The sequence below is a fragment of the Reyranella sp. genome (assembly GCF_965279465.1).
Lineage (GTDB): Bacteria > Pseudomonadota > Alphaproteobacteria > Reyranellales > Reyranellaceae > Reyranella.
This window is the reverse complement of the sequence record NZ_OZ257242.1, coordinates 4,962,739-4,985,989: the sequence shown is the minus strand read 5'-3', so window position 1 is coordinate 4,985,989 and position 23,251 is coordinate 4,962,739. Positions and strand designations below refer to the sequence as shown.

Genomic DNA, 23,251 nt, shown 5'->3' with positions numbered 1-23,251 from the left:
TTCCGGACCGCGAGCGTTCTGCTCGCTCACGATCAAGAGCGAGCGGGACGCTCGCGGTCCGGAAAAATCAAAACGGCTTGTCGCCCTCGATCAGGACGCGCTGCATGATGCGGCGCTCGCCGACCGGATAGTCGACGTCGACCCGGTGCATCGTCGCGCGGTTGTCCCAGATCACGCAGTCGCCGACTGTCCATTCGTGTCCGAAATGATGCTGCGGCTTGCGCGCCTCGGCGGCCAACTCGTCGAGCAATTCGTCGCTCTCGGCCCGTTCCATGCCGACGATACGGTCGAGCCGGTTGAAGTTGAGATAGAGCGCCTTGCGCCCGGTATCGGGATGGGTGCGGACCAGCGGATGCTCGATGTCCGGCGTCTCGGCGATCTCCTGCGCCGTGCGCGGCGAGGGCCGGTTGCGGGCGCGCATTGTGTCGTAGCCGTGCATGGCGCGCTTGCCGTCGATCCGTTTCCGGGTCGACTCGGGGAGCGCCTCGTAGACGGTGCGCATGTTGCAGAACCAGGTCCGGCCGCCGTGGCTCGGGATCTCAATCGAATGGAGCAGCGTCGCCTTGGCCGGCACCGCCATGTAGGAATCGTCGGTGTGCCAGTCTTCCGAGCGGATGGCTGTCTTGTCGGTCGTGCCGTCGGCCATGAGGGTGCTCACCATGGTCGAGACTTCCGGCACCTCGCCATTGCGCTTGTAGCGCAACAGTTGGGCGCGCGGTTTGCCGAAGGCGGTCGCGAAGTCGCGCATCTCGGGCGCGGTCATCGGCGTGCCCCGCACCACAACCACCAGGTGCTCGCCGAGCGCTTTGTTGAGGAAGGCAGCGACCTCGGGCCTGGTCGCAGCATCGGCGCGGTCCAGCCCTTCAATGCGGGCACCGAGAGCGGCATTCAGGGGAACGACTTTCATGCCGTCAGCCTAGCGCGCAAGCAGGCCGGAAACCAATTCCGCCATCCGGGTGCGCAATTGCTGGACCAGCGTGGTGATACGCGTCCAGGCCGGCAGCGATTTCACGAAGGCATAGGCCTGGTCGCGCCAATAGAAGAACCAGGTGTCGGCCTTGGCGAACCAGACGATCGTCATCAGCGTCGGCCGCAGGATGCGGTAGAGTCGCGCCAGCACAGCCGTGCCCAGCATTTTGCCGACGATCAGCGTACCAAGCGCAAAAGTGTAGTGGCCCATGGCCGCGAACCACAGCGCGATGAGCTTGATCGGCAAGATCAGGATCGACGGCGCGAGGAAGGCACAAAGTGCGGCGTAAGGCGGCAGGCGCACGAGCCAGCCTTCGAGTTTGGCGATCGGCGGCCAGCGCGCCACCGCCACCATGGCGACGTTGAGGTACTTGATCAGCGTCTGCTCGATGAAGACGATGGCCGCGGCCAGCGGCACGATCGCCAGTTCGAGAGCGCGTTTGAGGTGGCGATTCATGTCGGTCCCGATTAAAGCAGAGATCGTGTCAATTCGGTGGTTTTCATGCTGAAGCGCCGCGCCCTCACCCAGCTCATCGCCGCCGCCTCGCTGGCCCCCGGTGTCGGGCAGGCACAGGGTCGCCCTCCGCTGACGCGCATCGCCTTCGGATCGTGCGCCGAGCAACGACGGCCGCAGCCGATCTGGGATGCCGTGCTGGCCTATCATCCCGATCTGTTCATCTTCGCCGGCGACAATGTCTACGGCGACTTCGACACTGCCGACGCCGCCGGCCTCAGGCAGGCCTATGACGGCGCCACTCACATCACCGGCTACACCAGCCTGCTGCGAACGGTGCCGCATCTCGCGATCTGGGACGATCACGATTATGGCCTGAACGACGGCGGCGCCGACTTCGCGCACAAGGCGATTGCCAAGGAGGAATTCCTCCGGTTCTGGAATGTCCCCGCCGACGACGTGCGACGCACCCGCGAAGGCATCCACAACGCCCACATCATCGGGCCGCCGGGCATGCGCGTGCAGGTCATCCTGCTCGATCTGCGCTGGTTCCGCTCGCCGCTCAAGCCGACCGACCAGCGCGGCGCACCCGGCAAGGAGCGTTATGTGCCCGACGCCGATCCGGCCAAGACGATGCTCGGCGAGGCGCAATGGGCGTGGCTTGCCGCGGAGCTGCGCAAGCCCGCCGAGGTGCGGCTGCTGGTCTCCACCATCCAGGTGCTGGCCGAAGGCCACGGCTGGGAACGCTGGGGCAATTTCCCGCTCGAGCGCCAGAAGCTGTTCGACACGATCCGCGACAGCAACGCCAGCGGCGTCGTGCTGCTGTCGGGCGACCGCCATTTCGGCGCGCTCTATCGCGAGACGCCGGCGGGTGGCTATCCGCTCTACGAGATCACCTCGAGCGGCCTGAACATGATCTACTGGAACGTGCGCGAGCCCGGCCCCAATCGGCTGGGCGCGGTCTATCCGGTGGCGAATTTCGGCGCGATCGACATCGACTGGTGGGAACGCACCGTCACCCTGGCGCTGCGCGACGAAAGCGGCAGCGTGCGGCGCAGCGCCACGATCAAGGCGGACGAGCTGCTCTTCAGCAAATAGCCCACGGTTTTCGGACAGGGAAGGAGCGCAGGCGCATGCCGTAACCCATGCGAAGGCGGTACGTCGTCCGGCCGTCTCCAGCGCGCCTCATGACCCTTCAATGCCTGCAACGAAGCTTCCGGCGTCCGTCTCTTTGGCCGCGCTCGAAGGCCGGGAGCCCGACGGCTCCCGGCCCTGCCGGCAACGATCACCGCTGACGCCTACTCCGGTTTCACGCCGGCGGCCTTGACCGCGGGCACCCACTTGTCGATCGATGCCTTGAGCTGCGTGCGCAGCGCCTCGGGGCTCGCCTCTTCCTGGGTCGGCAAGTCGACCGCCAGCTCGGTCAGGCGCTTGACGACGCCAGGGTCCGAAATCGCCTTGACCAGCGCGTCGTTGATCTTCGCGATATTCTCCTTCGACATGCCTTTCGGCCCAAAGAAGCCGTTCCAGATCGTGACCTCGTAGCCCTTGAGGCCCGCCTCGTCGATGGTCGGCACGTTCGGGAGCTGCGGCAGGCGCTTCAGCGTCGAGACGCCGAGCGCCTTGATGTTCCCGCTGTTGATCTGCGCCAGCACGTTGACCGCCTGATCGACCATGTAGTCGAACTGGCCGGAAACCAGATCGTTGAGCGCCGGGCCGGTGCCCTTGTACGGGATCTCCAGCACGTCGACCTTCATCATGCTGTTCAGCATCAGCCCGCCGAGATGCGACGCGGCGCCGATGCCGGCCATGCCGTACTGCACCTTCTTCTGGTTGGCTTTCACGTAATCCTGGAATTCGGCGAAGGTCTTTGCCGGCAGGTCTTTCTTGGCGACCAGCACCATCGGATTGGTGCCGCCCATGCCGATCGGCTCGAGGTCCTTCTGGCTGTCGTAGGGCAGCGACTTGTAGAGCGCGATGTTCACCGCCAGCGTGCCCATATGAGTGAACAGCAGCGTGTAGCCGTCGTTCGCCGCCTTCGCGACCTTGTTGACGCCGATCGTGCCGCCCGCCCCGCCGACATTCTCGACCACGAGCTGCTGGCCCAGGATCTCGCTCATCTTCGCGCAGACCACCCGGGCGAGCGCGTCGGTCGGCCCACCGGCCGCGAACGGCACGATCACCGTGATCGGCTTTGCGGGATAGCTTGCTTGTGCTGCCGCCTTCGAGGCGATGGCAGCGAGGCTGGCAGCGCTTACGGCCGCCAGCAGATGACGTCGTTGAAATTCCATGAACACCCCTATTGGGGGCGTGCTGCTACACCGTCTTCACGATCTCTGCAATAGCTTTCCCGACGGTCACGGTGTCGCCGTTGCCGCCCAGGTCCTTGGTCCTGGGTCCGCCCTCGACCAAGGAGGCGGCGATCGCCCGTTCGATCGCCTCAGCCGCCTCGGGGTAACCGAGATGGCGCACCATCATGGCGCCCGACCAGATCTGGCCGATCGGATTGGCGATCCCCTTGCCGGCGATGTCCGGCGCCGAGCCGTGCACCGGCTCGAACATCGACGGGAACTTGCGCTCCGGGTTGATGTTCCCCGACGGCGCAACGCCGATCGAGCCGGTCAGCGCTGGGCCGAGGTCCGACAGGATGTCGCCGAACAGGTTGGAACCAACGACCACGTCGAACCAGTCCGGGTTGCGCACGAAATGCGCCGTCAGGATGTCGATATGATACTGATCCGCCTTGATGTTCGGGTACTTCTTGCGCATCGCGTCGAAGCGCTCGTCCCAGAACGGCATGGTGTGGATGATGCCGTTCGACTTGGTCGCCGAAGTGACATGCTTCTTCTTCGTCGTGCTTGCGAACTCGAAGGCGAACTTCATGACGCGATCGACGCCCTTGCGGGTGAAGATCGCCTGCTGGATGGCCATCTCGTCGTCGGTGCCCTGGAACATGCGGCCGCCGACCGAGCTGTACTCGCCTTCGGTGTTCTCGCGTACCACCCAGAAATCGATCTCGCCCGGCTTGCGGTTGGCGAGCGGGCTCGGCACGCCTTCGAACAGGCGCACCGGCCGGAGATTCACGTACTCGTCGAACTCGCGCCGGATCGGGATCAGCAGGCCCCACAGCGAGACGTGATCGGGCACGCCCGGCCAGCCCACCGCGCCGAGGAAGATGCTCTCGTACTGCTTGAGCGTCTCCATGCCGTCGTCGGGCATCATCTTGCCGGTCTTGGCAAAGCGGTCGCACGACCAGTCGAAGTCGGTGAACTCGAGCTCGAAATTGAAGCGGCGCCCGGCGGCTTCGAGCACGCGCACGCCCTCCGGCAGAACTTCCTTGCCGATTCCGTCTCCCGGAATGAGGGCGATCTTGTGCTTGGCCATGTGTTTCCTCTCTGGGCGCGATTTGCGGGCCGCACCGTAAAGGAAAGCTCACTCCGGTCCAATCCTTGACGCTGCCGGCGTGTTTGCGGCCAGACCTGCCCTGGGGAACGTGGGTGACGCGTCCCGCTCGAGGCGCAGCGAAACTCGGCGCGAGCGGGCATTGCCGATCGAAGGCGTGATTGACAATATGAACGGACATTCATGGGAGTGAACGTCATGGCCTTCGATCTGAAGATCACGGGCGGCACCATCGTCGACGGCACAGGCAAGCCGGGCTTCGTCGGCGACGTCGGCATCAAGGACGGCAAGGTCGTCGCACTGGGCAAGGCGGACGGACCGGCCGCCACGACGATCGATGCGACCGGCAAGGTCATGGCGCCGGGCTTCGTCGATGTGCACACGCACTATGACGCGCAGGTGCTGTGGGATCGCATGCTGAGCATCTCGCCCTGGCACGGCGTGACCACGACGGTGATCGGCAATTGCGGCTTTGGCGTCGCCCCGACCAAGACGATCCATCGCAAGATGATCATGCAGACGCTGGAGAAGGTCGAAGGCATGAGCCTCGAGGCGCTCGAGGCCGGCCTGGGCAGCGCCTGGCCGTTCGAGACCTTCCCGCAATATCTCGACACGCTCGAGAAGCGCGGCTCGTCGATCAACATCGCCGCGTTGTTCGGCCACACGCCGCTTCGGCTTTACGTCATGGGCGAGGAGTCGACCGAGCGCGCCGCCACACCGGACGAGATCGGCGCGATGAAGAAGCTGATGCGCGAGGCGATGGAAGCCGGCGCTATCGGCTTCGGCACGTCGGTGTCGGTGAGCCACAACGGCTATGCCGGCAAGCCGGTGCCGAGCCGGCAGGCCACCGTCGAGGAGATGGATGCGCTGGTCTCGGTGATGGGCGACATGAAGCGCGGCCTGATGCAGATCACCATCGGTCGCGAGTTCTCGACCCGGCACATGGCTGAGGTCAGCCGCAAGTACGGCGTGCCGGTCACCTGGACCGCTCTGCTCTCCTATCTCTATGGGCCGGGTGGCCATCGCAAGCAGCTCGATCTCGCCGCCGAGCAGCGCAGGACGGGCGCAATGGTCATTCCCCAGGTCAGCTGCCGCCCGCTCAACTTCGAGTTCACCTTTGCCGAGCCGTTCATCTTCGATGTCATGAAGTTCATGAACGAGCTCGCCGTCGAGGATGCCAAGGCGCCTGGCACGCGACGCCGAGCCTATGCCGACCCGGCGTGGCGCGAGAAGCTGCGTAGCGAGGTGACGCCGCTGTTTCGAAACTGGTGGGACCGCGTGATCATCGCCTGGGCCCCCTCGCACAAGGAGCTCGAGGAGCAGCCCCTCACCGAGGCCGCCGCGAAGCTCGGCAAGCATCCGGTCGATCTTGCGCTCGACATCGCGCTTGCCAGCGACCTGCAGGCGCGCTTCCGCATGGCCGTAATGAACTTCGACGAAAAGGAAGTGGGCGAGCTGATCACCGATCCAAACACTATAATCGCGCTCAGCGACGCGGGCGCCCATGCCAGCCAGCTGTGCGATGCGTGCTACTCGACCTACCTCCTCGGCCACTGGGTGCGCGATCGCAAGGTGTTCACGGTCGAGCAGGCCGTGCACAACCTTACGCAGCGGCCGGCCGAGATGTTTGGCATCACCGATCGCGGCGTGCTCGCTGACGGCAGGCCCGCCGACGTCGTGGTGTTCGATCCCATGACCGTCGGCCCCGGCCCGCTCAAGCGCGTCTACGACCTGCCGGCCGGCGCCGATCGCCTCGTGTCGGAGGCCAACGGCATCGACGCAGTGATCGTGAACGGCAAGCTGATCCGCCGCGACGGCAGGGATACAGTCGCCGCCAACGACACGCTGCCCGGCCGCGTGCTACGCAACGGCCGCGCCGCTTAAGAGAGAATTGTCATCCCGAGCAAAGCGAGGAATCTATACTGATCAGCATGGATCCCTCGCTTCGCTCGGGATGACACGAATACTGGAGGAAACATATCATGATCCACGTCCTCGCCATCATCACCACCAAGCCCGGCATGCGGGAAGAGATCCTCGGCCATTTCCGCGCCAACGTGCCGGCGGTGAAGGCCGAGAAGGGCTGCATCGAATACGGCGCGGCCACCGATGCCGACGGCATGGGCTCGTTCCAGACCAAGTTCGGACCGGACACCTTCGTCGTGGTCGAGAAGTGGGAGAGCACCGACGCGTTGAAGGCGCATTCGGCCGCGCCGCACATGGCCGCCTACGCGGCCAAAACGCGCGAGCATATCGCCAGCCGCGTCATCCACGTCCTCTCGCCGACTTGATCGGTTCCGTATCGACGACGAACGTCGCCGACTACGACGTCGACGGCGTCGTCTGCCTGCGCCAGCAGTTCGACGCGCCGTGGATCGATCGGATTCGCGTGGCAGTCGAGCGCGACCTCGCCTCGCCCGGCCCCAACGCGACCAACTTCGCCGAAGGCAGCAGCACGGGGAAGTTCTTCGGCGATATGTTCATGTGGAAGTCCGATCCGGACTTCCGCGCCGTTGCCCTCGAGTCACCGGCCCCCGCGATCGCCGCGAAGATGATGAATTCGGCGCGCGCCGAATTCTTCTACGACCAGCTCTTCGTCAAGGAACCCGGCACGGCTCATCCCACGCCGTGGCACCAGGACCAGCCCTACTGGCCGGTGAAGGGCTGGCAAATCGCGTCGGTCTGGATCGCGCTCGACCGGATCGACCGCAGCAACGGCGCGGTCGAATTCATCGCCGGCTCGCACCGCTGGGGCGTGAACTATCGCCCCACCCCGTTCCGCAAGGGCCACGAGATCAAGTTCACGTCGAGCGACCTGCAGCAGATCCCCGACATCGACGCGGATCGCGGCAAGTTCGACATCCGGTGCTGGGCGATGGAGCCGGGCGACTGCCTGGTGTTTCACGCCATGATCGTGCACGGTGCGCCGGGCAACGACACACCGGGCGCGCGCCGCCGCGGCCTGTCGTTGCGCTATACGGGCGACGATGCGCGTTACGATCCGCGACCGGGCACCTTCCAGTTTCCTCACAAGCCGGACCTCGTTGCCGGCGCGCCGATGAGGTGCGATCTCTTCCCGAGAGTGTGGCCGCCGCGTCCATAGACCCGTGCCGATGGCATGTTCCCTGCTTCCCACGAGGCGTCGAGCCTGATAGCCGTCATCAGCGCGACACGTAAGTCGCGTTGGATGGGCGAGTGACGGAGGCTAATCCCAATGGACTCGAAAACGGCAATGGGCTCGGAACCGCACGGCTCCCCGGTCCGCCCGGATTTCGAACGCATCGCACTGCTGCTGCAGGGCGGCGGAGCGCTCGGTTCCTACCAGGGGGGCGTCTATCAGGCGCTGTCCGAAGCGGGCCTTCACCCGCACTGGGTCGCTGGAATCTCGATCGGAGCCATCAATTCGGCCCTGATCGCCGGCAACCCGCCGGAGCGCCGCGTCGAGCGCCTCCGGCAATTCTGGGAAACCGTCACCGAACCGCCGTTCGGTTTTCCCCTGATGTTCAGCGGGGACATCCAGAATAACCTGGTGCATCAGTTCATCAACCAGGGCGGCGCCTTGAATGCCCTGCTGTGGGGAGCGCCAAGCTTCTTCAAGCCTCGCATACCGCCGCCTATCTTCACGCCTCTCAGCAGTCCGGGAAAACTCAGCTTCTACGACGTCTCGCCGCTCAAGACGTTGCTCGGCCAACTGGTCGATTTCGACCGGCTGAACTCCGGCGAGATGCGGTTGACCGTCGGCGCCACCCACATAAAAAGCGGTAACTACGTCACTTTCGACACGGCGGATCGCAAGATCTGTGCCGACCATATCATCGCCAGCGGCTCGCTGCCGCCGGGCTTCCCCTCCGCCGAGATAGACGGCGAGCACTATTGGGATGGCGGCGTCGTGTCCAACACGCCACTGCAATGGGTGCTCGACGCTGCGCCACGGCAGGACACGCTCGCCTTCCAGATCGACCTGTGGAGCGCGCGTGGCAAGCTGCCGCGCGACATGGTCGAAGTGGACACGCGCCTCAAGGACATCCGCTACTCGAGCCGCACGCGCCTGGCCACCGACCAGTTCCGCAAGACCCAGGCGCTGCGGCGCGCCACGGCGAAGCTGCTGTCGGAGATGCGCGAGGAGCTGCGGATCACGCCCGAGGCGGCGCTGCTCGCCGCCGAGGCCGACGAGAAAGTCTACAACATCATCCAGATGATCTATCGCTCGCGGTCGTACGAGGGCGCCTCGAAGGATTACGAGTTCTCCCGCCGCACGATGGAGGAGCACTGGAAGTCGGGCTATGGCGACATGACGCGGACGCTCAGCTACCCCGAGGTGCTGCAGCGACCGACCAGCCCCGACGGCGTCTTCACGTTCGACCTCAAGAATCAGCCCGGAGAATAGGATACCGAGATGAAGATTGCCGACGTGCGCGCGAAGGCGTTCGCCATGCCGCTCAACAACCCGGCCTACCCGCCGGGCCCGTACAAGTTCTACAATCGCGAGTTCATCGTCATCAGCTACCGCACAGATCCCGAGATCCTGCGCGCGCTGGTACCCGAGCCGCTCGAGGTGATCGGCGACACGGTGAACTACGAGTTCATCCGCATGCCCGATTCAACCGGGTTCGGCGACTACACCGAGACCGGCCAGGTGATCCCCGTGCGTTTCAAGGACAAGGACGGCACGGTCCAGGAAGGCGGCTACGTGCACGCTATGTATCTCGACGACAACGCGCCGATCGCCGGCGGCCGCGAGATCTGGGGCTTTCCCAAGAAGCTCGCAAGCCCCAAGGTCTGCCACGAGAACGAGACGCTGGTCTGCACGCTCCACTACGGCACGGTGCTCTGCGTCACCGCCACCATGGGCTACAAGCACCGCGTGCTCGAGCAGGCGCCGATCGCCAAGTCGCTGGCCAAGCCGAACTTCATGATCAAGATCATCCCGCACGTCGACTGCACGCCGCGTATCTGCGAGCTGGTGCGCTACTATTGCGAGGACGTGACGGTCAAGGGCGCCTGGGCCGGCCCTGCGGCGCTGCAGCTTTTCGACCACGCGCTGTGCGACGTGAACCGCCTGCCCGTGCGCGAAGTCCTGTCGGCGACGCACTTCGTCACCGACCTCACGCTCGGCCTCGGCGAGGTCGTGCACGATTATCTGGCCAAGGACTGAAAGGAATTCCCATGGCTCGCTTCGACAAGAAAGTCGGTATCATCACCGGTGCCGCCAGCGGCATCGGCAAGGAAATCGCGCTGCGCTACGCCGCCGAGGGCGGCACGCCGGTCATCGCCGATCTCAACCTCGACGCCGCCAACGCGACGGCCGCCGAGATCAAGGCCAAGGGCTCCGATGCCTTCGCCGTCGCCATGAATGTGGTCGACGAGGCCGCGGTCGAGAAAGGCGTGGCCGACGTGATGGCCAAGTACGGCCGGATCGACCTCCTGGTCTCCAACGCCGGCATCCAGATCGTGAAGCCGGTCGTCGACTTCTCCTTCGCCGACTGGAAGAAGCTGCTGTCGATCCATCTCGACGGCGCCTTCCTGACCACCAAGGCCTGCCTCAAGCACATGTACGCTGCCAAGTCGGGGAGCGTCGTTTACATGGGCTCGGTCCATTCCAAGGAAGCGTCCAAGCTCAAGGCGCCCTACGTCACCGCCAAGCACGGGCTGATCGGCCTGTGCAAGGTCGTCGCCAAGGAAGGTGCCGAGTTCGGCGTGCGCGCCAACGTGGTCTGCCCCGGCTTCGTACGCACCCCGCTGGTCGACAAGCAGATCCCCGAGCAAGCCAAGGAACTCGGCATCTCCGAGGACGACGTCATCAAGCACGTGATGCTGAAGGATACCGTCGACGGCGAGTTCACGACCGTCGACGACGTGGCCGACTGCGTGCTGTTCTTCGCCGGTGCGCGCAGCAACGCCCTGACCGGCCAATCCATGGTGGTCAGCCACGGCTGGTTCATGCAGTGAGGCAATAGTGTACGGTCGGGCGGGCGGTAAGATCACGCATGCCCGACCGTACACGCCATGATCACGCGCGCGACCACAAGCATGATCATGACCACGGCGGGCATTCGCACAGCCACGCCCCCGCGAGCTTCGACCGCGCCTTCCTGATCGGCATCACGCTCAACACCGGCTTCGTGATCGCTGAAGCCACCTACGGCGTCCTCGCCAACTCTCTCGCCCTGATCGCCGACGCCGGCCACAATCTCAGCGACGTGCTGGGCCTGCTGCTGGCCTGGGCCGCTTCATCCCTGGCAAAGCGGCTACCGACCGACCGGTACACCTATGGCCTGAAGCGCACGCCGATCCTGGCCTCGCTCGCCAACGCCATGCTCCTGCTGGTCGCCAGCGGCGCGATCGTGTGGGAAGCCGTGCAGCGCTTCAGCGACCCGACACCGGTCGCCGAGATGACCGTCATCTGGGTCGCCTTGATCGGCATCGTCATCAACGGCGCAACGGCGCTCGGCTTCATGGCGGGCCGCAAGGGCGACCTGAACATCCGCGGCGCCTTCCTGCACATGGTGGCCGACGCCGTGGTGTCGCTCGGAGTCGTGCTGAGCGCGCTCGCCGTGCTCTACACGGGCTGGCAGTGGATCGACCCGCTGGTCAGCATCGCGATCGCCGCCGTGATCGTGATCGGCACCTGGTCGCTTCTGAAGGACTCGATCAACCTTGCGCTCGACGCCGTGCCGTCGACCATCGACCGGCCGGCGATCGAGACCTATCTCAAAGGCCTGCCCGGCGTGTCGGAAATCCACGACCTGCATATCTGGGCCATGAGCACGACGGAAGTCGCCCTGACCGTCCACCTGGTTCGTCCCGGCGCCATGCTCGACGACGGCTTGCTCGCCCAAGCCAGCCGGGACCTGACTGCCCGCTTCGGCATCGCACACGCAACACTGCAGATCGAATCAGGTGACCCCGCGCACCCCTGCACGCTGGCTCCCGCGGAGGTGGTTTAGGAGCCGCGCTCCGATGAAAGGACGTGAGGCTGCTCAGCCGGTCCTAACTAAGGGACCTTCACGACGCCGCGCACCGCCAGGTCGAGCATGCCTTCGATCAGGGCGTCGCGCTTGGTCCAGGGGAATTCCGGATTGTTGATCAGCGCGGCGACCAGCCCGTGCAGGCTCATCCAAACGAGCTCGGCAGCCGTCTCGACCGGATAGTTGAGTTGGAAGCCGCTGTTCTCGATGTCGCGAAAGGTGCCCATCAGCCGGGCAAAGGCCACGGCACCCTTCGAGCCCGGCTCGTCGGGATCGAAGGCCTCGGGTTTGTGCCCGCGCTTCTTGATCTCCGCCGGCGTGTTGCCCGACATAAAGGTCAGCCAGTATTCGCGCGGATGCTCGAGGGCGAAGCGGATGTAGGCCGCCCCGCAGTTGCGCAGCCGCTCGAGCGGCGTCAGCGCCTGCTTGTCCAGTCCGTCCATCAGCTCGATCAGGCTGGAAAAAGTCTGATCGCAGAGCGCGATCAGGATCGCATCCTTGTCCTTGAAATACAGGTAGAGCGCTGGCGCCGAGACGCCGACCACTTCGGCGATCCGTCGGATCGTCGTGGCCTGGTAGCCCTCGCGCAGGAAAAGCTCCTTGGCGGCGATCAGGATTTCATCGCGCCGGGTGTGGCCTTCGCCACGTCGCTTCCGGGTGCCGCTCGATGCCGTGGACAAGTTGCGTTCCATCCCTTGACAGTTAACTGAACGTTGGTAAGTTATCAACGTTAAGTTACCGGCGTTCAGCATTGTCGCGGCCATTGTACGCTGCCACAGACGCTCACGGAACGACACAAGGATGCCACGATGCGGCTCTCTGTTGATGGCTTCGCCTCCCTCTTCTCCCGCAGGACCCTGATTGCCACCGCCGCGGTCGGAACCGTTGCCTTGGTCGCGCTCGGTGCCTTCTCCTGGAAAAGCACACAGCCGGCGGCCGCCGCTCCCGAGCCTGTCGTGCGTCCGGCGCGCGTGGCGACGATCAACTTCCGCTCCCACATGCATAGCCTGATGCTGGCAGGCACGGTGGTGCCCCGCATCGAGACAACCCTGGGTTTCCGTGTCGCCGGCAAGGTGATCTCGCGCGAGGTCGATGTCGGCGCCATCGTGCAACCGGGCCAGCTCATCGCCCGGATCGATCCGACCGACTACCGGCTCGCCGTCGACAACGCGCGCGCCGCCCTGGTCTCGGCCGAAGCGGACTACGCCCGCGCGAAGGCCGATTTCGAGCGCTACCAGATGCTGCGCGGCAGCGCTTCCTTCATGACCCAGACCCTGGAAACTCGGCAGTCGGTCTCCTCGACGACGCAGGCCCGGGTCGACCAGGCCAAGAGCCAGCTTGCCTCGGCCGAGAACAACCTTGCCTACACCGAGCTGCATGCCGATGCCGCGGGCGTCATCACCGCGGTACAGGCCGAGGTCGGCCAGGTGCTGGCGCAGGGCCAGGGCATGGTGAAGCTCGCCCGCAGCGAGGAGCTCGAGATCCTGGTCGGTGTGCCCGAGCACCGCCTCAAGACGGTCCGTGACGCGACCCGAGTGACGTTCGAGCTATGGTCCGACACAGGCCGCAAGTACGCGGCCAAGCTGCGCGAGCTGTCGCCCAGCGCCGATCCCATGACACGCACCTATCCGGCGCGCTTCACCGTGGTCGATCAGCCCCCCTTCATCGGCATCGGCATGACGGCGTCGCTCATCATCGCGCGCCCGGACGCCGAACTGCTGGCCGAGGTGCCGCTGAGCGCCATCTTCCAGCAGGGCAAGGAGCCTGCCGTCTGGGTGGTGGACAAGGCGACCAGCAGCGTCTCTCTCCGTCCGGTGACCATCTCGCGCTGGCGCGACGAGACGGCGCTGATCGCATCGGGCGTCCAGAACGGCGACATCGTGGCAACTGCCGGCGTCCACAAGCTCGAGCCCGGCCAGAAGGTGAAGCCGGTCCTGCCGGGAGCGCGCTAGATGAGCGCCCGCGGCCCCAACCTGTCCGAGCTGGCGCTCAAGAACAGCACGCTCACGCTGTTCTTCATGATCGTGCTGACCGCCGCCGGCATGTTCGCCTATTTCAATCTCGGCCGCGGCGAGGACCCGCCCTTCACCATCAAGCAGATGGTCGTGTCGGCGGCATGGCCGGGCGCTACCTCGCGCGAGATGGAGCTTCAGGTCACCGACAAGCTCGAGACCAAGCTCCAGGAGCTGCCCTACTTCTACAACGTCCAGAGCTACACCAAGCCTGGCGAGACGGTGCTCTTCGTCTCGCTGCGTGACGACGTTCCGCCGGCGAAGGTACCGGATCTCTGGTACCAGGTGCGCAAGAAGCTCGGCGACATTCGCGGGACGCTGCCGCAGGGCGTGCTCGGGCCGAACTTCAACGACGAATACGGCGACACCTACAGCCTGATCTGGGCCTTCGAGGCCGACGGCTTCTCCGACGCCGAGGTCAAGGCCATGGTCAGGGAGGCGCGGCTGCGGCTGCTGCGCGTGCCCGACGTGACCAAAGCCGACCTGTTCGGCGTGCAGGACGAGAAGATCTACATCGAGTTCAGCCACGCGCGGCTCGCCATGATGGGCGTCCCGATCGACCAGATCCTCGACGTCGTGCGCAAGCAGAACGCCATTGCCGCGTCCGGCACCATCGAGACCAAGGGCGAGCGCATGGCGATCCGGGTGGATGGCGCGCCCTCCTCCGCCGAGCAGCTCATGGCGCTGCCGTTCAGCGCCGCCGGTCGCACGCTCACGCTGGGCGACGTCGCCGACATCAAGCGCGGCTACACCGATCCGCGCCAGTTCTCGATGCGCTTCAACGGCAAGCCGGTGATCGGGCTCGGCGTCGTCATGCAGGCCGGCGGCAACGTGCAGGTCCTCGGCAAGGCGCTCGACGAGGTGATGGAGGGTATCCAGCGCGATCTGCCGGTGGGCATCACCGTGCATCGCGTCGCCAACCAGCCCGAGGTGGTGCAGGAATCGGTGCACGAATTCACCCAGTCGCTGGCCGAGGCGCTCGGCATCGTGCTGGTCGTGTCGTTCCTCAGCCTGGGTTTCCGCACCGGCATCATCGTCGCCCTGTCGGTGCCCCTGGTTCTGGCGATCACCTTCGTCGGCATGATGCTGCTCGGCATCGACTTCCAGCGCATCTCGCTCGGCGCGCTGATCATCGCGCTCGGGCTACTGGTCGACGACGCCATCATCGCCGTCGAGATGATGATGGTGAAGCTCGAGCAGGGCTTCAGCCGAATGGAGGCAGCGACCTACGCCTACACCTCGACCGCCTTCCCGATGCTGACCGGCACACTGATCACGGCGGCGGGCTTCGTGCCGGTCGGCTTCGCCAAGTCGAGCGCCGGCGAGTACACCAACTCGATTTTCTGGGTCGTGGGCCTGTCGCTGGTGATCTCCTGGTTCGTGGCGGTGCTGTTCACGCCCTGGATCGGCTACCGCCTGCTGCCCACGCCCAAGGCCGGCGCGCATCACGACCCATATGGCGGCCGCCTCTACACGATGTTCCGCGCAATGGTGACGTGGTGCCTCCGGTGGCGCTGGGTGACGATCGGCGTGACGGCGCTCGCCTTCGTCGGCGCGATGGCCTCGTTCGGCCTTGTGCAGAAGCAGTTCTTCCCGACCGCCAACCGGCCCGAGCTGATCGTCGACCTCCGGCTGGCGCAGGGCGCGTCCTATCGCGCGACCGACGCCGAGGTGAAGAAGCTCGAGCAGTGGCTCGCCCAGAGCCCCGACGTCGCGCACTACACCTCGTACATCGGGGCCGGCTCGCCGCGCTTCTACCTGCCGACGGTGCCCGAGCTCACCAACTCGAACTTCGGGCAGGTCATCGTAATGACCAAGGACCTCGAGGCGCGCGAGCGGGTCGTGACGGCGCTGGACACCCTGTTCAAGGAAGGCTTCGAAGCCGTGCGTGCCCGCGTGCAGCGGCTGCAGAACGGCCCGCCGGTCGCCTATCCCGTGATGTTCCGCGTGCTGGGCGAGGACCCGCAAAAGGTGCGCGCCGTGGCCGAGCAGGTCCGCCAGGTCTTCAAGGCCGATCCCGACACGCGCGACGTCAACTTCGACTGGAATGAGCTCGCCAAGTCGGTGCGGCTCGACGTCGACCAGGCCAAGGCGCGCGCCTTGGGCGTCGACTCCCAGCTACTGAGCAATGCACTGCAGACCATCCTGTCCGGCGTGATCGTGACCCAGTACCGCGAGGGCGTCGAGACGATTGATGTCGTCGCCCGTGCCGTGGCGCCCGAGCGGCTGAGCGTCGAGGGACTGGAATCGATCCACCTGCGCACCGCGACCGGCGGCATCGTCTCCCTGGCCCAGCTGGCCACGCTGCATTTCGAGCTCGAGGAGCCGATCCTGTGGCGGCGTAACAAGGAGCTGCTGATGACCGTGCGCGCCGGCGTGACCGACGGCGTGCAGGGCCCTGACGTGGCGACGCGGCTCGACAAGGCCCTCGAACCCCTGCGCGCCTCGCTGCCGCCGGGCTACCGGATCGAGGTCGGCGGCGACAAGGAGGAGAGCGCCAAGAGCCAGGGCTCGATCTTCAAGATGATGCCGGTGATGGCCTTCCTCACCCTGCTCTTCCTGATGCTGCAGCTGCGCAGCTTCTCCAAGCTCGCGCTGGTGCTACTGACCGCGCCGCTCGGCATGATCGGCGTGGCGCTGTTCCTGCTGCTGTTCAACCAGCCCTTCGGCTTCGTGTCGCTGCTCGGGACCATCGCGCTGGCCGGCATGATCATGCGCAACTCGGTGATCCTGGTCGACCAGATCGATCAGGACATCGCCGCCGGCCATGCCGCCTGGGACGCCGTGATCGATGCCACGGTGCGCCGTGCCCGGCCGATCCTGCTCACCGCCGGCACCGCGATCTTCGCCATGGTGCCGCTGTCGCGCAGCGTCTTCTGGGGCCCGATGGCCGTGGCGCTGATGGGCGGCCTGCTGGTCGCGACCGCGCTGACGCTGCTCTTCCTGCCGGCCCTCTACGCCGCATGGTTCCGGGTGAAGCGGCCCGATGCGGTGGCCGCTGCACAGCCCGTTCGCCACGATCCCCCGCCACTCGCGCTCGCGGCAGAGTAGTTCGTCATATTCTCCCGGACCGCGAGCGTCTCGCTCGCTCATGATCATGAGCGAGCGAGACGCTCGCGGTCCGGAAGATCATGACGTGCAATCAAGCTCTGACCGCATCGAGCCTCTTCCAGTCGAATTCGACGCCATGGCCGGGGCGTTCGGGCGCGACGGCCTTGCCGTCCTCGATGCGCATGGGATCGGCGATGTAGTTGTTGATCCCGAAGCCGTGCGTTTCCAGGAAGCTGCGGTTGGGACAGGCGGCGAGCAGGTGCACCGTCACGTCGTGCGCGCCGTGCGAGGTGACGGGAAGATTGAACGCCTCGGCCAAGTGCGCGACCTTCAAGAACACCGTGACGCCGCCGCAGTTGGTGACATCCGGTTCGGGGTAACTCACGCCCCCGGCCGAGATCATCTGCTGGAATTCCCACAAGGTGCGGAAATTCTCGCCCGTGGCCACCGGCAACCCGCCGTCGCGCATGACCCGGGCGTGGCCCGCGACGTCGTCCGGGATGGTCGGCTCCTCGAGCCACACCAGGTCGAAGTCGCGCAGCGCCCGCGCGCGGCGGATGGCCTCGTCGACCGACCACTTCATGTTGGCGTCGACCATCAGCGGGAAGTCGTCGCCCAGATGCTTGCGCATCGCCCGGATACGCTCGACATCCTCCTGCAGCTTTTCGCGTCCGACCTTGGTCTTGATGGCTCGGAATCCCCTCGCCAGGTTGCCGTCGGTCTGCGCCAGCAGATCCTTGACCGAGAGGTCGAGATCGATGCCACCGGCGTAGCACGGCACCTTGGCGTCGTGACCGCCAAGCAGCCGGTAGAGCGGCAGCTTCGCCCGTCGCGCCTTGAGGTCCCACAGCGCCATGTCGAGCGCCGACAGGGCGAGCACGGCAGCACCTCCCCGACCACCATAATGCAGCGCCCACCAGACCTTCTGCCACATTGCCTCGATCAGCTCGCAGTCGACACCGGCCACGACATCGGGAAGCTCCCGAGCCAGGATGTGGTGGATGGCGCCACCATTGTGTCCGGTGGTGTAGGTGTAGCCGACGCCCTCCTGCCCATCGGCATCGGTGACGCGAGCGGTGACGAGCTCGAACGACGTCATCACACCGTGGGTCGAATCGGATGCAGGCGCATCGAGCGGAATACGGAAATGCTCGGCGCCGAGCGACTTCAGTTTGGCCATGCCGGACGTCCTCGCTGCAGGCTCAAGAAATCTGCCCCTCGACCGAGTGCAGATCGGTCTGGCGCACGGCGCTAACCGCGAGCGTGATCTCGATACCGCGCACGATATCGTCGAGCGACATCGACGGTGCGCCGCCGACGCGGGCGGCCTGCTCGGGGATGTACGGGATGTGCAGGAAGCCGCCGCGGAAGCCCATCGAATGCTGCTCGGCCATGTCCATCGCGGCATAGAAGACATGGTTGCAGACAAAAGTGCCGGCGCTGTTGGACACCGCGGCCGGCAGCCCGGCCTTGCGCATCTCCGCCACACAGGCCTTGATCGGCAGGGTCGAGAGATAGGCGGCGGGTCCGTCGCGCACGACCGGCCGGTCGATCGGTTGCTTGCCGTCGTTGTCCTTGATGCGCGCATCCTGGACGTTGATCGCAACCCGTTCGAGGCAGAGTTCGGAGCGGCCGCCGGCCTGGCCCACGCCCAGCACGATGTCCGGCTGGACCTCGTGGATCGCCGCGCGCAGCACGATCGGCGAGCGCGAATAGGAGGTCGGTAGCTCGACCGCATGGATGGTCAGCCCGCCGATCTTGCGCTTGAGGCGCCGCACCGCCAGCGACGATGGATTGAGCTTGTCGCCACCAAAGGCGTCGAACCCCGTGACCAACGCTTTCATGCTCGCCACCCCCCGCTCCGAACGCCCCAAGCAAGAGGGGCGCCCCGTTGGAGCGCCCCTGCAAGTTAGCCAATTTCGATTGAGACGACTACTTGTTGGCGGCGTCGACCGCGCGCCGCGCCATGACGGTGACGAGGTGAGCGCGATACTCCGCGCTGCCGTGGATGTCGCTGTTCAACCCGTCGGCCGGGACCTTGATGTCCTTGATCGCGTCAGACGAGAAATTCTTGGAGAGCGCGTCTTCCATCGCCTTGACGCGGAAGACGCACGGGCCCGCACCGGTGACCGCGACCCGGACGCCACCCGCAGTCTTGGCCACGAACACCCCGACCATGGCATAGCGCGATGCCGGATTGGGGAACTTCATGTAGCCCGCCTTCTCGACCTTCGGGAAGCTGATGGCGGTAATCAGCTCGCCATCCTCGAGGGCGGTCTCGAACAGACCCTTGAAGAAATCGTCGGCTGTGATCTTGCGGCTGCTGGTGGTGATCGTCGCGTTAAGCGCAACGACCGCCGCCGGATAGTCGGCTGCCGGGTCATTGTTCGCCACCGAACCACCGATGGTGCCACGGTTTCGGACCGCCGGATCGCCGATATGCCCGGCGAGATGGGCCAGCGCGGGAATTGCGGCCTTTACGTCGGCCGACGACGCGACGTCGGCGTGGCGGGTCATACCGCCGATCGTTACGCCGTTGCCCTCGACCTTGATGCCGGCCAGTTCCTTGATACCGTTGAGGTCGACCACATCGCTCGGCTTGGCCAGCCGCTGCTTCAGGGTCGGAATCAGGGTCATGCCGCCCGACATGACGCGGCCCTCCGGCTTTCCTTTGAGGGCGGCCGCCGCTTCAGCCAGCGACTTCGGACGGTGATAGGCGAAATCGTACATCTTCAGTTCCCTCCGTGGATGGCCTGCCACACGTTCAGCGACGTGGCAGGCATCGGCACATGCTTGACACCGAGCGGTGCCAGCGCGTCGTGGACGGCGTTCATGACGGCGGCCGGGGCAGCGATGGCGCCCGCCTCGCCGCATCCCTTCACCCCCAGCGGATTGTGCGGGCAAGGCGTGACCTTGTTGCCGAGCTTGAACGACGGCACGTTGTCCGCGCGCGGCATGGTGTAGTCCATGAACGAGCCGCTCACGAGCTGACCCGTCTCCTTGTCGTAGACGGCGTTTTCCATCAGCGCCTGGCCAACGCCCTGGGCGATGCCGCCATGCACCTGGCCGTCGACGATCATCGGGTTGATGATGTTGCCGAAGTCGTCGACCGCGGTGTGGTTCACGACCTCGACCAGCCCGGTGTCGGGATCGATCTCCACCTCGCAGATCTGCGTGCCGGACGGATAGACGAAATTCGACGGGTCGTAGAAGGCGTTCTCGTCCATGCCGGGCTCGAGCTCTTCGAGCGGATAGTTGTGCGGCACGTAGGCCGCGAACACCGCTGCGCCCAGCGGCACCGCCTTGTCGGTGCCGGCGACCTTGAAGGTGCCCTGCTCGAAGACGACGTCGGCGACGTCGGCTTCCATCAGATGGGCTGCGATCTTCTTGCCCTTGGCGATGATCTTGTCGGTCGCCTTGACGATCGCCGAACCACCCACGGCGAGCGAACGCGAGCCGTAGGTGCCCATGCCGAACGGCGTCGTCGCCGTGTCGCCGTGGACGATCTCGATCTGCTCCATCGGCACGCCGAGCTTGTCGTGGATGATCTGGGCGAAGCTCGTCTCGTGGCCTTGGCCGTGGCTGTGCGAACCCGTCATGACCTGGACGTTGCCGGTCGGGTTGAACTTGATCTGCGCCGCCTCCCACTGGCCGACGCCACCGCCGAGCTGGCCGATGACCCGCGAGGGTCCCAGGCCGCAGGCCTCGATGTAGGACGAGAAGCCGATGCCGCGCAGCTTGCCGCGCGACTTGGCCTCGGCCCGCCGCGATTCGAAGCCCGTGTAGTCGGCGATCCTGATCGCCTCGTCGATGATCGGCGGGTAGTTGCCCGAGTCGTACTGCAGCGCCACCGGCGTCTGGTACGGGAAGGCCGTCGTCGGGATGAAGTTCTTCCGGCGCAGCTCAGCCGGATCCATCTTCAGCTCGGCCGCGGCCTTGCTGACGATGCTCTCGATCACGAAGGTCGCCTCGGGACGGCCCGCGCCGCGATAGGCATCGACCGGCGCGGTGTGCGTCACCGCCGCCCGGACGTTGGCGTAGATCACCGGCGTCGTGTACTGGCCGGCCAGCAGGGTCGCGTAGAGATAGGTCGGCACCGCGGTCGAGAAGGTCGACAGGTACGCCCCCATGTTGGCGATCGTATCGACCTTGAGCGCGAGGAACTTGCCGTCCTTGTCGAGCGCCAGCTCGGCATGGGTGACGTGATCGCGGCCATGCGCATCGGTCATGAACGACTCGCTGCGCTCCGCCGTCCACTTGATCGGCCGGCCGACGCGGGACACCGCCCATGTGACCATCGTCTCTTCGTTGTAGCAGAAGATCTTGCTGCCGAAGCCGCCGCCCACGTCGGGCGCGATCACGCGCAGCTTGTGCTCGGGAATGCCGAGCACGAAAGCCGACAGGATGAGGCGCAGCACATGCGGGTTCTGTGACGTCGACCAGAGCGTGTAGTTGCCCGTGCCCTTGTCGTAATCCGCCGCCGCCGCGCGCGGCTCCATGGCGTTGGGGATCAGGCGGTTATTGACGATATCGAGCTTGGTGACGTGCGCCGCCTTCGCGAACGCCGCGTCGGCATCGGCCTTCACGCCGATTTCCCAGTCGTAGATCATGTTGCCCGGCGCTTCCGGGTGGACCTCGGGCACGCCCTTGTCGAAGGCCCTGGCGAGGTCGACGTTGGCGGGCAGCACCTCATAGTCGACCGCGATCGCCTCGGCGGCATCGCGCGCTTCGTCATGGCTGTTGGCCACGACCATGGCGACCGTGTCGCCGACATAGCGCACGGTGTCGAGCGCCATGACCGGATGCGGCGGCGCCTTGTGCGGCTGGCCGTGCTTGTCCTTGACCACCCAGCCACAGATCAGCCCGCCAACCTTGGCGTCGGCAGTGTCCTTGCCGGTGAAGATCTCGACCACGCCCGGCATGGCCTTGGCCGCCGCGGTGTCGATGCTCTTGATCTTCGCATGGGCATGCGGCGAACGCAGGAAGTACGCGTAGGTCGCCCGCGCGAGGGGCAAGTCGTCGACATAGCGGCCGGTTCCCGTCAGGAAGCGCTTGTCTTCCGTCCTGAGAACCCGCGCGCCGATTCCGGTGGCGGCGGTCATGGCGTTTACACTCCTGCTGACTTCATTGCTGGCGCGGCGGCCAGAATTGCCTTCACGATGTTGTGGTAGCCGGTGCAGCGGCAGAGATTGCCCTCCAGCTCGCGGCGCACGGTCGCCTCGTCGAGTTGGTAGTTGTGACGCTTCACCATGTCGATTGCGCTCATCACCATGCCCGGCGTGCAGAAGCCGCACTGCAGCGCATGGTTCTCGCGGAAGGCCTCCTGCATCGGATGGAGCTTCTCGGCGCTTTCGGCCAGGCCCTCGATGGTCAGCACCTTGCTGCCCTCCGCCTGGACGGCGAGGATCGTGCACGACTTGATCGACTTGCCGTCGACATGGACGACGCAGGCTCCGCACTGGCTGGTGTCGCAACCTACATGCGTTCCAGTCATGCCGAGGTGCTCGCGCAGGAACTGAACCAACAGCGTGCGGGCCTCGACCTTGCCGGAAACGGCCTTGCCGTTCACGGTCATGGCGACGTTGATGGTCATCACTCTTCTCCCTCACATCGTTGGTATGCCGCGCTCGACAGCGCGCGCCTGCCCCGGCGTTGGGCCGGACTCTCGCAAGCCGGTCAGGCGCCGGTCAAGCGAATTACGAGATACGGATAACGGTCGTGATAGCCAGCGATCCGCAAAGTCGATGTCCTCCCTGCGCGCCGCGCGGGGAGGAACTCAAGATGTGTCAAAGCCGCTACCGGCTGATCAGGAAGACGATGACCAGGATGGCCGCGCCAATGCCGATGATCGTCCAATGCCTCATGCCGCGCTCGGCCGCAGCAGCCGGCACGGGCGGCGGCGGATCGTTCAGCATCACCATCAGGCGGACTCCGCAGGCGGCGCCCCGACCATCCCGGCGAACTTGCCAAAGAACTGATCGGCAAGCTTCTTCGCGGTGCCGGTGATCAGGCGGGCGCCGACCTGGGCGATCTTGCCGCCGACCTGGGCGTCGACGTCGTAAGCCAGGACCGTCACGCCGCCATCGTCGGTGAGCCTCACCACGGCGCCGCCCTTGGCGAAGCCGGCGACGCCGCCCTGCCCTTCGCCCGAGATCTTGTAGCCGTTCGGCGGATCGATGTCCGACAGCGTGACCTTGCCTCCGAAGGCCGCACTCACCGGACCTATGCGCAGGCGCACCTTGGCGGTCATCTCGGTATCCGACAGCTTGTCCAGCGACTCACAGCCCGGGATGCACGCCTTCAGAATTTCCTGATCGTTGAGCGCCGCGAAAACCTTTTCGCGCGGCGCCGCGATCCTGTATTCGCCCTTGATTTCCATAGACTTACTCCCGCTT

At 65.6% G+C, this 23,251-nt stretch carries 22 protein-coding genes; 10 read left to right on the top strand and 12 right to left on the bottom strand.

The features are described 5' to 3' along the window. Nucleotides 1-67 precede the first annotated feature (67 nt). Together ACQY8M_RS24265 and ACQY8M_RS24260 are read right to left on the bottom strand one after the other, a co-directional pair. On the bottom strand, nt 68-907 hold the full coding sequence (locus ACQY8M_RS24265) for a TauD/TfdA dioxygenase family protein (RefSeq protein WP_428660825.1): 840 nt from the start codon (nt 905-907) through the stop codon (nt 68-70). Nucleotides 908-916: 9 nt separating this feature from the next. Continuing rightward, entirely contained in the window at nt 917-1,426 is a 510-nt protein-coding gene (locus ACQY8M_RS24260; protein WP_428660822.1) for a hypothetical protein, read from the bottom strand. 45 nt (nt 1,427-1,471) lie between these two features. On the opposite strand from ACQY8M_RS24260, the gene ACQY8M_RS24255 reads away from it, so the two are divergent. After that, nucleotides 1,472-2,521 (top strand): alkaline phosphatase D family protein, encoded by a 1,050-nt coding sequence (locus ACQY8M_RS24255; protein WP_428660820.1) that lies wholly within the window; start codon nt 1,472-1,474, stop codon nt 2,519-2,521. 200 nt (nt 2,522-2,721) lie between these two features. Here the strand turns inward: ACQY8M_RS24255 and ACQY8M_RS24250 are convergent, their stop codons facing one another. Both ACQY8M_RS24250 and ACQY8M_RS24245 read right to left on the bottom strand, forming a co-directional pair. Continuing rightward, a complete protein-coding gene (locus ACQY8M_RS24250; RefSeq protein WP_428660818.1) occupies nt 2,722-3,714 on the bottom strand; it encodes a tripartite tricarboxylate transporter substrate-binding protein in 993 nt (330 codons plus the stop codon). A gap of 25 nt (nt 3,715-3,739) precedes the next feature. Then, on the bottom strand, nt 3,740-4,807 hold the full coding sequence (locus tag ACQY8M_RS24245; RefSeq protein WP_428660815.1) for a tartrate dehydrogenase: 1,068 nt from the start codon (nt 4,805-4,807) through the stop codon (nt 3,740-3,742). A gap of 216 nt (nt 4,808-5,023) precedes the next feature. Here ACQY8M_RS24245 and ACQY8M_RS24240 point away from each other — a divergent pair, with 216 nt between their 5' ends. The 7 genes from ACQY8M_RS24240 to ACQY8M_RS24210 all read left to right on the top strand — a co-directional run bounded on the left by ACQY8M_RS24240 (nt 5,024) and on the right by ACQY8M_RS24210 (nt 11,772). Further along, complete coding sequence (locus ACQY8M_RS24240; RefSeq protein ID WP_428660813.1) at nt 5,024-6,709, top strand: N-acyl-D-amino-acid deacylase family protein; 1,686 nt, start codon at nt 5,024-5,026, stop codon at nt 6,707-6,709. Nucleotides 6,710-6,807: 98 nt separating this feature from the next. After that, a complete protein-coding gene (locus ACQY8M_RS24235; protein WP_428660810.1) occupies nt 6,808-7,116 on the top strand; it encodes a putative quinol monooxygenase in 309 nt (102 codons plus the stop codon). Then, entirely contained in the window at nt 7,113-7,928 is an 816-nt protein-coding gene (locus ACQY8M_RS24230; RefSeq protein WP_428660807.1) for a phytanoyl-CoA dioxygenase family protein, read from the top strand. Before ACQY8M_RS24235 ends, ACQY8M_RS24230 begins: the two co-directional genes overlap by 4 nt. Nucleotides 7,929-8,039: 111 nt before the next feature. Continuing rightward, nucleotides 8,040-9,212, top strand: coding sequence for a DUF3734 domain-containing protein (locus ACQY8M_RS24225; RefSeq protein WP_428660805.1), 1,173 nt, complete (start codon nt 8,040-8,042; stop codon nt 9,210-9,212). A 9-nt stretch (nt 9,213-9,221) separates the two neighbouring features. Further along, on the top strand, nt 9,222-9,980 hold the full coding sequence (locus tag ACQY8M_RS24220) for an acetoacetate decarboxylase (RefSeq protein WP_428660802.1): 759 nt from the start codon (nt 9,222-9,224) through the stop codon (nt 9,978-9,980). 11 nt (nt 9,981-9,991) lie between these two features. Further along, on the top strand, nt 9,992-10,774 hold the full coding sequence (locus ACQY8M_RS24215; RefSeq protein WP_428660799.1) for a 3-hydroxybutyrate dehydrogenase: 783 nt from the start codon (nt 9,992-9,994) through the stop codon (nt 10,772-10,774). A 38-nt stretch (nt 10,775-10,812) separates the two neighbouring features. Next, the gene (locus ACQY8M_RS24210; RefSeq protein WP_428660796.1) at nt 10,813-11,772 is read left to right on the top strand and encodes a cation diffusion facilitator family transporter; all 960 of its coding nucleotides are present in this window, start codon (nt 10,813-10,815) and stop codon (nt 11,770-11,772) included. Nucleotides 11,773-11,819: 47 nt separating this feature from the next. Here the strand turns inward: ACQY8M_RS24210 and ACQY8M_RS24205 are convergent, their stop codons facing one another. Next, nucleotides 11,820-12,557 carry a TetR/AcrR family transcriptional regulator gene (locus ACQY8M_RS24205; RefSeq protein WP_428660794.1) on the bottom strand — a complete coding sequence of 246 codons (738 nt, stop codon included), beginning with the start codon at nt 12,555-12,557 and terminating at the stop codon, nt 11,820-11,822. 45 nt (nt 12,558-12,602) lie between these two features. On the opposite strand from ACQY8M_RS24205, the gene ACQY8M_RS24200 reads away from it, so the two are divergent. Then, a complete protein-coding gene (locus tag ACQY8M_RS24200; protein ID WP_428660791.1) occupies nt 12,603-13,745 on the top strand; it encodes an efflux RND transporter periplasmic adaptor subunit in 1,143 nt (380 codons plus the stop codon). Beyond that, nucleotides 13,746-16,856, top strand: coding sequence for an efflux RND transporter permease subunit (locus tag ACQY8M_RS24195; RefSeq protein ID WP_428660788.1), 3,111 nt, complete (start codon nt 13,746-13,748; stop codon nt 16,854-16,856). A 91-nt stretch (nt 16,857-16,947) separates the two neighbouring features. On the opposite strand, the gene ACQY8M_RS24190 is transcribed toward ACQY8M_RS24195, so the two are convergent. The 7 genes from ACQY8M_RS24190 to ACQY8M_RS24160 form a co-directional block, all read right to left on the bottom strand. Further along, nucleotides 16,948-18,036: a mandelate racemase/muconate lactonizing enzyme family protein gene (locus tag ACQY8M_RS24190; protein ID WP_428660785.1), complete on the bottom strand. Its 1,089-nt coding sequence runs from the start codon at nt 18,034-18,036 to the stop codon at nt 16,948-16,950. A gap of 22 nt (nt 18,037-18,058) precedes the next feature. Next, a complete protein-coding gene (pcp, locus tag ACQY8M_RS24185) occupies nt 18,059-18,700 on the bottom strand; it encodes a pyroglutamyl-peptidase I (protein WP_428660782.1) in 642 nt (213 codons plus the stop codon). A gap of 88 nt (nt 18,701-18,788) precedes the next feature. Further along, nucleotides 18,789-19,586 carry an FAD binding domain-containing protein gene (locus tag ACQY8M_RS24180; RefSeq protein WP_428660779.1) on the bottom strand — a complete coding sequence of 266 codons (798 nt, stop codon included), beginning with the start codon at nt 19,584-19,586 and terminating at the stop codon, nt 18,789-18,791. A 2-nt stretch (nt 19,587-19,588) separates the two neighbouring features. Beyond that, nucleotides 19,589-21,958, bottom strand: a complete 2,370-nt coding sequence (locus ACQY8M_RS24175) for a xanthine dehydrogenase family protein molybdopterin-binding subunit (RefSeq protein ID WP_428660777.1) — start codon at nt 21,956-21,958, stop codon at nt 19,589-19,591. Between the two features lie 5 nt (nt 21,959-21,963). Continuing rightward, entirely contained in the window at nt 21,964-22,449 is a 486-nt protein-coding gene (locus ACQY8M_RS24170) for a (2Fe-2S)-binding protein (RefSeq protein ID WP_428660775.1), read from the bottom strand. Nucleotides 22,450-22,651: 202 nt separating this feature from the next. Beyond that, on the bottom strand, nt 22,652-22,777 hold the full coding sequence (locus ACQY8M_RS24165; RefSeq protein ID WP_428660772.1) for a hypothetical protein: 126 nt from the start codon (nt 22,775-22,777) through the stop codon (nt 22,652-22,654). Continuing rightward, complete coding sequence (locus ACQY8M_RS24160) at nt 22,777-23,235, bottom strand: CoxG family protein (protein ID WP_428660770.1); 459 nt, start codon at nt 23,233-23,235, stop codon at nt 22,777-22,779. The genes ACQY8M_RS24165 and ACQY8M_RS24160 overlap by 1 nt, the downstream gene beginning before the upstream one ends. Between the last annotated feature and the right edge of the window lie 16 nt (nt 23,236-23,251).

Coding starts and splice junctions, on each gene's coding strand:
- ACQY8M_RS24225 (WP_428660805.1), top strand. CDS start 8,040: ATGGACTCGAAAACGGCAATGGGCTCGGAACCGCACGGCTCCCCGGTC.
- ACQY8M_RS24210 (WP_428660796.1), top strand. CDS start 10,813: ATGCCCGACCGTACACGCCATGATCACGCGCGCGACCACAAGCATGAT.
- ACQY8M_RS24170 (WP_428660775.1), bottom strand. CDS start 22,449: ATGACCATCAACGTCGCCATGACCGTGAACGGCAAGGCCGTTTCCGGC.
- ACQY8M_RS24195 (WP_428660788.1), top strand. CDS start 13,746: ATGAGCGCCCGCGGCCCCAACCTGTCCGAGCTGGCGCTCAAGAACAGC.
- ACQY8M_RS24240 (WP_428660813.1), top strand. CDS start 5,024: ATGGCCTTCGATCTGAAGATCACGGGCGGCACCATCGTCGACGGCACA.
- ACQY8M_RS24245 (WP_428660815.1), bottom strand. CDS start 4,807: ATGGCCAAGCACAAGATCGCCCTCATTCCGGGAGACGGAATCGGCAAG.
- ACQY8M_RS24220 (WP_428660802.1), top strand. CDS start 9,222: ATGAAGATTGCCGACGTGCGCGCGAAGGCGTTCGCCATGCCGCTCAAC.
- ACQY8M_RS24265 (WP_428660825.1), bottom strand. CDS start 907: ATGAAAGTCGTTCCCCTGAATGCCGCTCTCGGTGCCCGCATTGAAGGG.
- ACQY8M_RS24215 (WP_428660799.1), top strand. CDS start 9,992: ATGGCTCGCTTCGACAAGAAAGTCGGTATCATCACCGGTGCCGCCAGC.
- ACQY8M_RS24190 (WP_428660785.1), bottom strand. CDS start 18,036: ATGGCCAAACTGAAGTCGCTCGGCGCCGAGCATTTCCGTATTCCGCTC.
- ACQY8M_RS24205 (WP_428660794.1), bottom strand. CDS start 12,557: ATGGCCGCGACAATGCTGAACGCCGGTAACTTAACGTTGATAACTTAC.
- ACQY8M_RS24260 (WP_428660822.1), bottom strand. CDS start 1,426: ATGAATCGCCACCTCAAACGCGCTCTCGAACTGGCGATCGTGCCGCTG.
- ACQY8M_RS24200 (WP_428660791.1), top strand. CDS start 12,603: ATGCGGCTCTCTGTTGATGGCTTCGCCTCCCTCTTCTCCCGCAGGACC.
- pcp (WP_428660782.1), bottom strand. CDS start 18,700: ATGAAAGCGTTGGTCACGGGGTTCGACGCCTTTGGTGGCGACAAGCTC.
- ACQY8M_RS24235 (WP_428660810.1), top strand. CDS start 6,808: ATGATCCACGTCCTCGCCATCATCACCACCAAGCCCGGCATGCGGGAA.
- ACQY8M_RS24250 (WP_428660818.1), bottom strand. CDS start 3,714: ATGGAATTTCAACGACGTCATCTGCTGGCGGCCGTAAGCGCTGCCAGC.
- ACQY8M_RS24180 (WP_428660779.1), bottom strand. CDS start 19,586: ATGTACGATTTCGCCTATCACCGTCCGAAGTCGCTGGCTGAAGCGGCG.
- ACQY8M_RS24255 (WP_428660820.1), top strand. CDS start 1,472: ATGCTGAAGCGCCGCGCCCTCACCCAGCTCATCGCCGCCGCCTCGCTG.
- ACQY8M_RS24165 (WP_428660772.1), bottom strand. CDS start 22,777: ATGGTGATGCTGAACGATCCGCCGCCGCCCGTGCCGGCTGCTGCGGCC.
- ACQY8M_RS24175 (WP_428660777.1), bottom strand. CDS start 21,958: ATGACCGCCGCCACCGGAATCGGCGCGCGGGTTCTCAGGACGGAAGAC.
- ACQY8M_RS24160 (WP_428660770.1), bottom strand. CDS start 23,235: ATGGAAATCAAGGGCGAATACAGGATCGCGGCGCCGCGCGAAAAGGTT.